At 66.7% G+C, this 12,318-nt stretch carries 10 protein-coding genes; 4 read left to right on the top strand and 6 right to left on the bottom strand.

Annotation, left to right across the window (positions count from 1 at the left end):
* Positions 1 to 117 precede the first annotated feature (117 nt).
* Both G7A99_RS12270 and G7A99_RS12265 read right to left on the bottom strand, forming a co-directional pair.
* On the bottom strand, positions 118 to 366 hold the full coding sequence (locus G7A99_RS12270; protein ID WP_163140526.1) for a hypothetical protein: 249 nt from the start codon (positions 364 to 366) through the stop codon (positions 118 to 120).
* 72 nt (positions 367 to 438) lie between these two features.
* A complete protein-coding gene (locus G7A99_RS12265) occupies positions 439 to 1,041 on the bottom strand; it encodes a hypothetical protein (protein WP_163140524.1) in 603 nt (200 codons plus the stop codon).
* 307 nt (positions 1,042 to 1,348) lie between these two features.
* Between G7A99_RS12265 and G7A99_RS12260 the strand changes: the two genes are divergently transcribed.
* Entirely contained in the window at positions 1,349 to 2,320 is a 972-nt protein-coding gene (locus G7A99_RS12260) for an integron integrase (protein WP_163140522.1), read from the top strand.
* Positions 2,321 to 2,762: 442 nt separating this feature from the next.
* Here G7A99_RS12260 and G7A99_RS12255 read toward each other — a convergent pair whose 3' ends face one another.
* The 3 genes from G7A99_RS12255 to G7A99_RS12245 all read right to left on the bottom strand — a co-directional run bounded on the left by G7A99_RS12255 (position 2,763) and on the right by G7A99_RS12245 (position 5,359).
* On the bottom strand, positions 2,763 to 3,224 hold the full coding sequence (locus G7A99_RS12255) for a GNAT family N-acetyltransferase (RefSeq protein WP_163140520.1): 462 nt from the start codon (positions 3,222 to 3,224) through the stop codon (positions 2,763 to 2,765).
* Positions 3,225 to 3,589: 365 nt separating this feature from the next.
* A complete protein-coding gene (locus tag G7A99_RS12250; RefSeq protein WP_163140518.1) occupies positions 3,590 to 4,519 on the bottom strand; it encodes a sucrase ferredoxin in 930 nt (309 codons plus the stop codon).
* Positions 4,520 to 4,528: 9 nt separating this feature from the next.
* The gene (locus G7A99_RS12245) at positions 4,529 to 5,359 is read right to left on the bottom strand and encodes an ABC transporter ATP-binding protein (RefSeq protein WP_163140516.1); all 831 of its coding nucleotides are present in this window, start codon (positions 5,357 to 5,359) and stop codon (positions 4,529 to 4,531) included.
* 163 nt (positions 5,360 to 5,522) lie between these two features.
* Here G7A99_RS12245 and G7A99_RS12240 point away from each other — a divergent pair, with 163 nt between their 5' ends.
* Genes G7A99_RS12240 through G7A99_RS12230 form a run of 3 tightly spaced genes read left to right on the top strand, consistent with a single transcriptional unit; the run spans position 5,523 to position 8,475 of the window.
* Complete coding sequence (locus tag G7A99_RS12240; RefSeq protein WP_205599832.1) at positions 5,523 to 6,443, top strand: ABC transporter substrate-binding protein; 921 nt, start codon at positions 5,523 to 5,525, stop codon at positions 6,441 to 6,443.
* A complete protein-coding gene (locus tag G7A99_RS12235) occupies positions 6,437 to 7,441 on the top strand; it encodes an iron ABC transporter permease (RefSeq protein ID WP_163140514.1) in 1,005 nt (334 codons plus the stop codon). The genes G7A99_RS12240 and G7A99_RS12235 overlap by 7 nt, the downstream gene beginning before the upstream one ends.
* Positions 7,438 to 8,475, top strand: a complete 1,038-nt coding sequence (locus tag G7A99_RS12230) for an iron chelate uptake ABC transporter family permease subunit (protein WP_163140512.1) — start codon at positions 7,438 to 7,440, stop codon at positions 8,473 to 8,475. Before G7A99_RS12235 ends, G7A99_RS12230 begins: the two co-directional genes overlap by 4 nt.
* A 62-nt stretch (positions 8,476 to 8,537) precedes the next feature.
* Here G7A99_RS12230 and G7A99_RS12225 read toward each other — a convergent pair whose 3' ends face one another.
* Positions 8,538 to 10,667, bottom strand: coding sequence for a TonB-dependent receptor (locus G7A99_RS12225; protein ID WP_163140510.1), 2,130 nt, complete (start codon positions 10,665 to 10,667; stop codon positions 8,538 to 8,540).
* Positions 10,668 to 12,318 lie beyond the last annotated feature (1,651 nt).

Here is a 12,318-nt window from a genome sequence, read left to right as displayed (position 1 = left end):
GCGCTGGGCTTTCAATCACCGGCCGCCTTCGGGAAACTGGCCGCGTGAACGTGTCCAATTCAGCCGGGCAAGGTCACCAGCGCTTTCCGAGGTCGCACTCGAAGCTGTTGTTATGTTTTATGAAAGCTTTTCCTTCACCCGTTCAATGAGTGCGTCGCAACATCCAGAGACCTCGAAGCTTAAGTTGTCTAGGTTACGTCCTTGCACTTTTACCTTTGGCGATTCTCCGTGCTCCGGGCATTTCACGCCGCGTAGCTTGTCCTTTATTTGCTCGGAAATGCTCTTTAGGGCCGCAGCCTCCAATGCATCGCCAATTTTGTCCGGATTGACTTTCTTGCCGTTTATTTCGAATGAGACATCAATCATTGCGCCTCCTTTCCTTAAGGGACATAACGTTTGCATCAGGCGCCGCCACAGGCGGTCGCCTGTATGCAATGGTTATGCAAATCCCGCGATCCGGTCTACCTTGTACATAAACCGGTCATCATGAAGTATTGGTCGGTATCGCAACGACTTCTTGATGCCATGCTTCGCCACCAGGACCTCTTTCCCCTTAAAGTCCTTAGGGCGGGCCAGCCCCTTGCTCAACAAGGTTGGAATTACGGTCAAATCAAGCACGAACATATTGACCGTTGTTATCCACACATGCAGGTCGAGCGGGCTGTCCGGCGAAAATCCCGTCTCCAACGTGCTTGCGACATGTTCTCTCGAAGTCGGATAGACTTCTCTTCCTTTGAATTCAATATTTCCCACCGTTATGGCAAGACCGCAATTCTCCGCGATACCAATATCATGGCATCGGTCAAAGAATTGCTGGCTTACGCTATGGCATTGGTCCGCGACGTTATATGGCGTATTTGATATGAATTGCTTCGCGAGCTGCAGAAAAGGGCCTTGCACAAACTTTGCGAGATTTTGATTGTTAGCAGCATCACGGTAATAGTTCCTTAACGCCTCAAAGTCATGGGCCGCCACGGTGCCAGCGCCGCTCAGGTCTGCGGCGAAACGCATGGATTCTATGAATTCATCCAGGTAGCTCATGACCCCCTCATTACTCGCCAAGTCGCGCTATTCCAACAGGTGCCTCAAGGGCATAACAGCTAATAGGCGGACGTCGTCCGCGTTATAACACGGACTTTGTCCGCATAATCCGCATGTGCCAGGCCCCTTCGCTGTCTGTGCGGGATGGCTGCAGAGCGGCGCCAGCCGGGCGCTCCGGCATCCACCAGCCGCCGCATGCGGCGCGTGGGCAGCGTGATAGGCGGACACTTGCCGCAATGCGCGCTTGCGCGCCACTGGTCGGCCGGATACTGTACATATATACAGTAGTCCATGGAGGGGCGACAGAATGTCACGGAAGAGCTCTCCCTTTCTCGATCGTGTGCGTGCCGCGATCCGGGTGCGCCACTACAGTATTCGCACGGAAGAGGCGTACCTGGGCTGGATCCGTCGGTTCATCCTGTACCATGACAAGCGCCACCCGCAAGATATGGGCGCGGCGGAAGTCGCGGCATTTCTCACCGACCTGGCAACCACTGGAAGTGTAGCCGCGGCGACGCAGAATCAGGCGCTCAATGCCCTGGTGTTTCTTTACGACAAGGTGCTCGAACAACCGCTCGGTGAGATCGGCGATCTCGTGAGGGCGAAGCCGTCTCGCAAATTACCGGTTGTCCTCACACCGGATGAGGTTGGCCGGGTGCTTCGTGGGCTATCCGGCGTTCACTGGCTCATCGCGTGTCTGCAATACGGTTCGGGGCTACGACTCATGGAGAGTGTTCGGCTGCGCGTGAAGGATCTGGACTTCGCGCACCGCGCGATTTTCGTAAGGGACGGCAAAGGTGGAAAAGACCGCATCGTTACGTTGTCCGATGAATTGATCCAGCCACTTCAGCGGCATCTGCAGTGGCGGCGGAACCTCTTCGAGCAGGATATTCGGGCGGGCTGTGCCTCCGTGTATCTACCGCATGCGCTGGCGAGCAAGTACCCGAAGGCGCCCTGGGAGTGGGGTTGGCAGTACGTCTTTCCGGCGGAGCGGATCAGCCAGGATCCGCGCAGCCTCGCCCGCCGCCGGCACCACGCGGATGAAAGTGCCGTTCAGAAGGCGGTCCGCCGGGCGGTTCGCGCGGCTGGCATCGTCAAGCCGGCGAGCTGCCATACCCTCAGGCATTCCTTTGCTACCCATCTGCTCGAGCGCGGTGCGGATATCCGCACGGTCCAGGAACAGCTCGGACACACGGACGTGCGCACCACGCAGATCTACACCCACGTCGTCGAGCGCGGCGGCCGGGCGGTTAAGAGCCCGCTGGCCGCCGTGCTCTAGGCCGATTTGCTTATCGCGGCACCTTCTCGATGTCGCGTGCCTGGGCGCGCTCGATCCGTTTGCGCTCGATATCGTCAAAAGCCATTGACGAGTCCCTTCACAAGTCTGGGGATAAGGACATCAAGCGTGGTCTTCCCTGCTTGCCCCGACAGGGCGCCAATACGCGCGCCGGAGACGTGACGGCCGGATAACGTAATGCGGACGGGGCTATTCACGGACATTGCGGCGTGAGGGATATATGCGGGATGGCCGTGTCTCACCGGATGAAACCGGCCTGCCGCCGCGGCACGGACAGCGCTCTGCTCGCGCCGGCGGATGGTTTGTGCTGCAGGCCTGAACGATGCTCACAGGGTCTTCGAGCCATGCTGTTCCCTCTGGTGGCTCAACGCACCGGACCGTTGCAACAGGCACCGTGCGGTTCACGGCGGTACCGCGGACGGGCTCAGTCGAACCAGAGCTTCATGCCTTCATGCGAGGCTCTGAAGCCCAAGCGTTCGTAGAAACGAATGGCGTCCGGCCGCTTTTTGTCGCTCGTGAGCTGCACGATCACACAGCCTTTCTCCCTGGCCCGATCGATGGCCCACTCGAAAAGCCTGCGACCAATCCCCTGCCCCCGGTGCGAGGCGGACACGCGGACGCCCTCGATCAGGGCGCGCCAGCTCCCGACATACGTCAGGTAGGGGATGTAGGTGATCTGCAGCATACCGAGCAGCTCGTCGCCCGATTCGCAGACCACGAGCTCGTTGTTCGGATCGACCTGAATCGATTCAAAGGCGGCGCGATAGCCACCATCGAGCGGTGAGCCCGGCGACTCGCGAGTCCTGCCCAGATCGTCGTCGGCGAGCATACCGACGAGAGACGAAAGGTCGTCTTCACGAGCCAGCCGAAACCGATACTCTTCCATAGCCTGCCTGCCTCGCTATTCGGGGCCCGATGATAAATTCACTCCGCGCTCACAGCGCTCGGCGACGCCTGCCTGTCAGCCTCCCTTACGAGGGTCACCCCGCCCCGCCTGGAAACGAACAGATAAGGCACCAGAACGACGGCGGTGGCAAGCGCCTTCACGAACGCCCCGGCTGTCGTCGAGTCGAAAACCGGCTCAGCGTTACCCATCCAGTGATTAACCCGGTACGTCGCGCAACGCCCATGGATGAAGCCGGGGAACCTCCGCTTCGAACCGGGCCGGGAAGCCGCCGTTCGGCCCCTCCGGCTCGGGCGCCGGCACCGTGTATGACGCAATCCGCCGGGCCAACCTGGCGGGAAACCCGGTCAGCCCGCGACGGGTTCGATGTGCCGTGCCAGCCATACGGCGCTCGCTGTTGGGCCGTCCGGACCGATGTCGGCGCAGGTGTCGAAGCGGCTCACCGTGCCTGTCACGCAGGTTACGGCGACCTGGCCCTGCGCACGCGCACTGCGCCAGCGCACCCGCACGGTCGCGGCCCCCTCACCCTCGGTCTCCGGGTCGGCACACGCGGTTTCAACGCGGGCGTGGATATCCCGCCGGGCAAGCCAGTTCAGGGCGGCCACCTCCGCACACTGCTCCAGCGGGGTCAGGGCCGAATTGCCGCGGTAACAGGGGGGATAGGGGCGATCGCACCGCTCCGCCTCGAATAACGGCAGGATATCCGCCTCGCCGATGCGGCCGTATTTGCGGGTGGAGGGGAACACCATGGCGGTGGCCGCCAGGCGGCAGCCCCCGAGGTGGGAGCTCTGCCAGACCTCGAAGGCATGCCCGGACGCCGCGGCGGCGTCGGCCAGCAGGCGATAGGCCGCGCTGCCGAACTTGGCGCAGCATTTGTCCTTCTTGCTGTGCGTACAGCACAGGATCAGGGGGCTCGGGGCGGTGACGGCGCCCCATGGTTCGAGCGGGGCGTCGCCCAGCAGCGCGTCCAGGAAGTCCGGGAGGCGCTCCCGGTCGACGTCCACCGCGAGGTTTTCCGGCATCAGGTAGATGCGGTGACGCTCCGCCGACTGCTGGCGGCGATGGATCAGGTTGACCCGCCGCCCCGTGGCGAACACCGCCTCGACACGATCGAGGACGGCCTCGCTCATGTCGCTGGCACGCCGCAGGCTGCGCGTCCATTTGCCGATGGGCCAGCTGATCAGGAGATTGCGGTGGGCATGTTTCCCCGTGCCCGCTATCGGGTCCCCCGCCGCCCGGCCCTGGACGGCGCAGAATACGCGTTCGGTCGCGGCCACGCGGTCGCCCTACAACGCCCCGGGACGGCCCGGACCGGCCGCCCTGGGGACGCAGATCGGCCGACCGCTCTCGGCGTCGTGGATGATGCGGCTATCCAGGTCGAACACCTGTTTCAGCCGGGCGGCCGTGAAGACCTCTCCCGGTGTGCCGCAGTGCTCGATGCGCCCCGCTTTCAGCATGACGAGGGTATCGGCGTAGGTGGCCGCCAGGTTGAGGTCATGGAGCACCATCAGCAGTGTCCGGCCGTGGTCGTGGGCGAGCTTGACCAGCAGCTCCAGCAGGTCCACCTGGACCTTGAGGTCCAGGAAGGTGGTCGGCTCGTCCAGCAGGATCAGGTCCGTGCCCTGCGCCAGCACCATGGCGATCCAGCAGCGCTGGCGCTGGCCGCCGGAGAGCTCGTCGACGGGCCGGTCCGCCAGCGCGGTGACGCCGGCCGTCTCCATGGCCCCGTCCACGGCCGCCTCGTCACCGCGTGTCCACTGCCGCCAGAGTGTCTGGTAGGGAAAGCGCCCCAGCGCCACCAGCTCGCGGGCGGTGAGCCCCTCCGGCGCCGTGGCGCTCTGCGGCAGCATGCCGAGCTTGCGGGCGACCATCCGGGTCGACTGCCGGTGGATCAGGTGGCCATCCAGCACCACCTGCCCGGCGCGGGGGGAGAGCGTGCGGGCCAGCGTCTTGAGCAGTGTCGACTTGCCGCTGCCGTTGGGCCCCAGCAGGACGGTGACGCGGCCGTCCTCCACCCGGAAATCCACGCCGTGCAGGATCGGCTGGTCGCCGTAGGCGACTTCCAGTGCCCGGCCCTCGAGGCGGTGTGTGGCGTCGGACTTCCGCGATGGTGCCATAGGGGCGTCTGGTCAGAGTGAGGGGGAAATCGGCTCGCGATCACGAGGACGGGGATGTTATTATTTTTCATTCTCATTTTCAATTTGCGATACATCCCCGACCTCACCCATGCGGCCCAGCCACCCTGATCGCTTCTCCAACGGCCGTCCCGCCGGCGCCGCCGTGCGCGCGCTAGTCATGCTCGTCATGGCGTTGCCGCTGCTGGCGGGCGCGCGGACGCCGGCTGACACGCCGCGGGCACCGGCGGCGCCCACGGAACGTGTCGTGACCCTGTTCCAGGGCGCGACGGACACCGCCGTCGCCCTGGGGCTGGCGCCGGTCGGTGTCGTGGAGTCCTGGATCGAGCGGCCGATGTATCACTATCTCCGGGCGAAGCTGACGGACGTCCGCTACCTCGGCCTGGAAACCCAGCCGGACCTGGAGGGCATCGCCCTGCTCCATCCCGACCTGATCGTCGGGGCCCGCAACCGCCACACCCTGATCGCCCCCCTGCTCTCGCGTATCGCGCCCACCGTCATCGCCGAGGAGCTCTACGACTTCAAGGCGCTGCTCCGGCTGATGGCCCGGGCCACCGGCCGCGAGGCCCGGGCAGCGCGGCTGCTGCAGCACTGGCGGCGGCGGGTGACGGACTTCCGCACGAAGATGGCGCGGCGCCTGGGCGAGCGCTGGCCGCCCACCGTTTCCGTGGTCAGCTTCCGCAGCAATCACGCCCGGATCTATTACGGCGGCTTCGCCCGCACCGTCCTCGACGAGCTGGGCTTTCGCCGCCCCGCCGCGCAGCAGCACGCCGGCTGGGGCATCAAGCTGACGAGCCAGGAGAGCATTCCCGCCATGGATGCGGAGGCAATCTTCGTGTTCATGGTCGCCTCGGACCCGGCCGTCATGGACACCTACCGCAAGTGGACCCGACACCCGCTCTGGCAGCAGCTCAAGGCCACGAGGAATCAGGCGGTGTTCCGGGTCGACCCGGTGATCTGGAACATGGGCGGGGGCTATCTGGCCGCCAACCGCATGCTCGACGCGCTCTACGCCCACTACGGCCTGTCCCCACTCGGGGCCGACCCGGACTGCGCGTCGTGCTGAGCTCCCGCACCGCCAGGCTGGCGGGCCTGCTCGTGGCGTTCGTCCTGGTGATCGCCGGCTTCGCCGGCAGTCTGGCGGTGGGCCCGTTCGATACCCCGCCGGGTGTGGTGATCGACGCGCTGTTTGCCTACGACCCCACCTCGACCGGCCATCTTGTCGTCGGCGCCGAGCGCCTGCCGCGGGCGATCCTCGCGATGCTGGTGGGGGCGAGCCTGGCGGTGTCCGGGGCACTGATGCAGACGCTAACCCGCAACCCCCTCGCCTCCCCGAGCATCCTCGGCATCAACGCCGGCGCCATGCTGTTCGTCGTCGTGAGCGCCGCCGCGCTCGGCGCGGCGACGCCGCTGACACTGGTCTGGGCCGCCTTTCTCGGGGCGGCGGCGGCCGCGGCCCTGGTCTACCTGCTGGGCCGCCAGCCCGGCGCCGGCGTTTCCCCCCTGCGCACGGTGCTGGCCGGCGTGGCCGTGAGCGCCCTGTGCGTGTCCTTCGCCCAGGGCCTGCTGGTCATCGACCAGCAGCGTTTCGGCAGCCTCCTGTTCTGGCTGGCCGGCTCGGTATCCGCCCGTGAACTGGCGACGGTGACGCCGCTGCTGCCGTTCTTCCTGGTCGCCGGGCTTCTCTGCCTGCTGCTGGTCCGGCAGCTCAACGTCCTCGCCCTGGACGACGAGGTCGTGCGCGCGCTGGGCCAGCGTACCGGGCGGGTCCGGCTCGCGGTCGGGGCGGTGGTCATCACGCTGTCCGGGGCCTCCGTCGCCCTGAGCGGGATGATCGGCTTTATCGGGCTGATCGTGCCGCACCTGGCCCGCGGCCTGTTCGGCCGCGATCACCGCTGGCTGCTCCCGGCCTGCACGCTGCTGGGCGCGGCCCTGCTGCTGATTGCCGACACCCTCGCCCGGGTGGTCATCCCGCCCCAGGAGATCCCCGTCGGGGTGATGACCGCGCTGCTGGGCACGCCGCTGTTCCTCTACCTCGCGAGCCGCAAACGGGGCGCGCTATGAACCGGACGCTGGTGCTGCGCTCCCCCGGCGAGCGACTGGCGCTGCGGCTGCCCCTGAGGACGGTCGCGGTCGTCGGGGGCCTGCTCGCCCTGCTGACGGCCAGCGCCTTCGCCTCCCTGTGCCTGGGCTCCCACCCCACGGACGCCGCGGCGGTGTGGCACGCACTCATCGGCCCGGGCGACGGCGAGCTGTCCCTGATCGTGCGCGAGATCCGGCTGCCGCGAATCCTGCTGGCGATCCTGGTCGGCGCGGCGCTGGGGGCCGCCGGTCTGCTGTTCCAGGGGCTGGTGCGCAACCCGCTGGCCTCGCCGGACGTGATCGGCGTGACCACTGGCGCCTCCGCCGGGGCCGTGCTCATGCTCGTCCTGGGCGTGGCCGGCCGGGGCAGCCCCCTGCTGCCCGCCGCGGCCATCGCCGGGGCCTTTCTCGTCGCCGTGTGCATCCTGGTGCTGGCCTGGGGCAGGCGCGCCTCGCCGGGCCAGCTGATCCTGGTGGGCGTCGGCATCGCCTCGGCCCTCGGGGCGCTAATCACGCTGATGCTGGTGATGAGCCCGGACACCACCGCCATGAACGCCTACCTGTGGCTGGCGGGCAGCCTCTACGCGGCCCAGTGGGGGGATGTGGCGGGGCTGCTGCCGTGGCTGGCCGTATGCCTGCCCCTGGCGCTCGGCCGCGCGCGGCACCTGGACGTCATGGCGATGGGCGACGACGTGGCGACCGGGCTGGGCAGCGCGCTGCACACCAGCCGGCTGATCCTGCTGCTCTGCGGCGTCGTCCTCTCGGGGACCGCCGTGGCCTTCGCCGGCGGTCTGAGCTTCATCGGCCTCGTCGCGCCGCATATCGCGCGCAACCTGGTGCGCTCGGGCAGCACGGCGCTGACAGCGGTCGCGGCGATGGTCGGCGGGCTGATCCTGCTCTACGCGGACCTGGTGGGGCGTATCGGCTTCCTGCCGAGGGATTTGCCGGCGGGGATCTTCGTGGCGGGAATCGGCGCGCCGTTCTTCGTCTACCAGCTCCACCGGCTCAGACGTTAGCCACGCCGGTGCCGCAACGGCCTGCCCGGCAGACCCGGGCAGGCCGTGCGCTCGCGCGCCGGTCAGAAGTCGACGGCGTACCCCAGGGTGACCGTGCGCCCACGGCCCTTGAAGTAGTACTCGTCGCTCGCGCGGGCGGCCTGGGAATAGTAGGTGAAGTAGTCCTTGTCGGTCAGGTTCTCTATGCCCAGGCTGAGACGGCCCACCGGCAGCCGGTAGGCCACGGAGGCATCCATCAGGGTGTAGCCGTCGAAGTCCAGCCCCGGGTTCTCGGTGTTGCGGTCCCGGTAGTGCGTGAGCTGCACGCGGGTGCTCAGGTCCGGCGTCCAGGCACCGTTCCAGCCCAGGCGCACGGTGTCCGGCGCGATATTGATGCCGGTGAGCTCGGTGTCGACATCGCCGTCGCCGTCGGTGTCCGACTCCCCTTCCGCGTGGGTATAGCTCAGGGTCACGCGGTGGGCGTCGGTGACGTCCAGGGACCCGGAGACCTCGACGCCCTGGATCTCGGTCTTCTCACGGCTGCCCACCCAGGTGCCGTTCTCCTCAGTCAGGCGCTCACCGTAGTCCGAATTGGATTCGTAGTAGCTGACGTCCAGGCTCGCGCGGTCCCAGTCGAAGCGCAGCCCCACCTCCTGGTTGTCGGTGACGATGGGCTGCAGCGTGAGCAGGGAGTCGACGTCCTGGCCCGGGTCACCGATGCCGCGCAGGACCCGGCCCACGTCCGGCATGCCGAAGCCTTCCGAATAGTTGCCGTAGAACTGCATCCAGTTCGTCACGTCGTACACCAGGCCGACGTTGAACAGGGTCTCGTCGAAGTCCGGGGTGCCCCCGCCGACCGTGACGTTGTCCTGGGTCACGTTGCTCCGGTCGATCGTATTGTAGGTATCGACGTCCAGCTTCGCGTACTCGTAACGCGTCCCGCCGTGCAGGCTCAGTCTGTCGGTGACGACCAGATCGCCCTGCACGAAGCCGGCGTAGTTGCGGAAGGTCGACTCCGGCACGTACGTGCGCCCCGTGTGGGCCAGGACCTGCCTGGTCTTGTCCTGCAGCACGTCGACGCCGGTGGTCAGCGTGAGCCGGTCGTCGAACAGCCCGTCCCGGACCAGGGTGAACTTGCCGCCGAGCTTGTCCGACTCGTTGCGGGTCTGGTCGTAGAGGGTGTTGCCGCTGCCGTCGTCGTAGGGGAAGTACGGCGTGGTCGCGAACTGCGCCCGGAACGTCTGGCTGTAGAGCTTGGCGTCCAGCTTGTTGCCCAGCCAGTTGCCGTGGGAATAGGAGAGGCTGGCGGTCGTGACCTTGTTGTAGCCCGGATCCCCGTCGGGATTCCCCTTCTCCGCGGTGGTCGGGATGCCGGCGTCCCGATCGCCCACGACCGGGACGTAGTCGCCGTTGCCCTCGAGCTCGAAGCGGTTGACCGTGAACTCGACGTTCTGCTGGTCGTCGATCCAGTAGCCCACCTTGGCCATAAGATCGTAGCTGCTCGAGTTCTGCACCTCGCCCGGATAGGCCACACCAACACGCTCGTCGTTGCCGTCGTAGAAGACCCCCCGCTCCTGGAGGGTCGCACCGGCGAGGAAGTCCCACGAGCCGCTCTGGCCGCTGGCCTGGTAGTGCGTCTTGTAGCCCAGCCCGTCCGATTCGAAATCGTCGTCGGAGGTCGCCTGGACGCTCGCGGACTGGTCGAACGCGCCACCGGACGGGCGCTTCGTCACGAAGTTGATGATGCCCCCGGTCGCGCCCAGCCCGTGCTCGGCGCTGGCGCCGTGGATCACCTCGATGCGATCGACCATGTCCAGGTCGATGGTGTAGCTGTCGCGGGAGCTGTCCCGCAGCGGGTTCGACTGGGGCACGCCGTCGATCATAAACAGCGCCGAACGGCCCCGGAAGGTCTCGCCGGCATTCGAGAGCTTCTGCCGGCTGGGCGAATAGGAGGGGATCAGGTTGCTGAGGACCTGGCCCGGATCGGTCGTGATCGCCAGCTGCTGCTCGATCTGCTCGCGCGTGATGACGGTGACCTTCTGCGGCGTCTGGCCTTCCACGCTCTTGTTACGGGTGGCGGAGATAACGACCGGGGCCAGCTCGGGACCCGCCCCGGCCTCCCCGGACGAGTCGGCGAAGGCAACGCCGGGCAAAACGAGGCCACACACGGCCGGCGCAAGCAGGAGCGCCTGTCGCTTGGGTAAGGCAGTCATTATTGGTTAGTTCCTTGGGTGGGTGGGAGAGGCACAATCCAGACCGGTGGGCAACCAACTGGATCGCAAGCGAATTGATGATGTTAATCATTCTTATTCACGGCATCAAACGATGGCCTGCCCCCCGCCCAGGCGAGACCTCGCCCGACACCGGGCGCTCGGTGGGGTCACCGGCCGCAACGCCGGTCCGCAGCAACAGGCCCGGGCAAGCCAGCGGTCGTCCGAGACATCGTCGCGGACGAGGCACCCGGGTGGGCAGGTCGTGTGCGACGCCCGCCGTGTGCGACGCTGCCGGGACCGGCCCGGAATGTCGCACGCCTGCGGCGCACGACCTACCCGAACTGCCATTCTCTGCCCTGGAGCAGGATCAACAACGAGGTTGTTCACCCGGGCCTGCTGGCGAAGTGGCTCCGGCTCGCACCTCCAGCAGGTAGGTCGTGCACGGCCGCAGGCCGTGTGCGACGCTGCCGGGGCCGGTCCGGAATATCGCACGCCTGCGGCGCACGACCTACCCGAACTGCCATCCTCTCCTCGGGACCAGGATCAATATACGAGGTTGGTCACCCGGCCCTCCTGGCGGAGAGGCTCCGACTCGCACCTCCAGCAGGTAGGTCGTGCACGGCCGCAGGCCGTGTGCGACGCTGCCGGGGCCGGCCCGGAATATCGCACGCCTGAGGCGCACGACCTACCCGAACTGCCATTCTCTGCCCTGGAGCAGGATCAACAACGAGGTTGGTCCCCCGGCCCTCTTGGCGGAGTGGGTCCGGCTCGCACCTCCAGCAGGTAGGTCGCGCACGGCCGCAGGCCGTGTGCGACGCCGCCGGGACCGGTCCGGAATGTCGCACGCCTGCGGCGCACGACCTACCCGAACTGCCATCCTCTCCTCGGGACCAGGATCAATGTACGAGGTTGGTCACCCGGCCCGCCTGGCGGAGCGGTCCGGCTCGTACCTCCAGCAGGTAGGTCGTGCACGGCCGCCTGCCGTGTGCGACGCCGCCGGGACCGGCCCGGAATGTCGCACGCCTGCGGCGCACGACCTACCCAAACTGCCATCCTCTACCCGGGAGCAGGATCAACACACGGGGTTGTTCACCCGGGCCTCCTGGCGGAGTGGGTCCGGCTCGCACCTCCAGCAGGTAGGTCGTGCACGGCCGCAGGCCGTGTGCGACGCTGCCGGGACCGGCCCGGAATGTCGCACGCCTGCGGCGCACGACCTACCCGAACCGCCATCCTCTCCTCGGGACCAGGATCAATATACGAGGTTGTTCACCCGGCCCTCCTGGCGGAGAGGCTCCGGCTCGCACCTCCAGCAGGTAGGTCGTGCACGGCCGCAGGCCGTGTGCGACGCTGCCGGGACCGGTCCGGAATGTCGCACGCCTGCGGCGCACGACCTACCGAACTGCCATCCTCTACCCTGGAGCAGGATCAACACACGGGGTTGTTCACCCGGGCCTCCTGGCGGAGAGGCTCCGACTGGCACCTCCAGCAGGTAGGTCGTGCACGGCCGCAGGCCGTGTGCGACGCTGCCGGGACCGGTCCGGAATGTGGCACGCCTGCGGCGCACGACCTACCCGAACTACTAACCTTTAAAAAAGTAAAGTCATGCTTTGGCGTACTGACATTCGGGCTGTTGGAAGAATGAGCGCACCAG

Source organism: Arhodomonas sp. KWT (assembly GCF_010993615.1).
Note: the sequence above shows the minus strand (reverse complement) of the source record. Positions and strands in the feature narration are given on the sequence as shown.

Coding starts and splice junctions, on each gene's coding strand:
- G7A99_RS12270 (WP_163140526.1), bottom strand. CDS start 366: ATGATTGATGTCTCATTCGAAATAAACGGCAAGAAAGTCAATCCGGAC.
- G7A99_RS12265 (WP_163140524.1), bottom strand. CDS start 1,041: ATGAGCTACCTGGATGAATTCATAGAATCCATGCGTTTCGCCGCAGAC.
- G7A99_RS12260 (WP_163140522.1), top strand. CDS start 1,349: ATGTCACGGAAGAGCTCTCCCTTTCTCGATCGTGTGCGTGCCGCGATC.
- G7A99_RS12255 (WP_163140520.1), bottom strand. CDS start 3,224: ATGGAAGAGTATCGGTTTCGGCTGGCTCGTGAAGACGACCTTTCGTCT.
- G7A99_RS12245 (WP_163140516.1), bottom strand. CDS start 5,359: ATGGCACCATCGCGGAAGTCCGACGCCACACACCGCCTCGAGGGCCGG.
- G7A99_RS12230 (WP_163140512.1), top strand. CDS start 7,438: ATGAACCGGACGCTGGTGCTGCGCTCCCCCGGCGAGCGACTGGCGCTG.
- G7A99_RS12225 (WP_163140510.1), bottom strand. CDS start 10,667: ATGACTGCCTTACCCAAGCGACAGGCGCTCCTGCTTGCGCCGGCCGTG.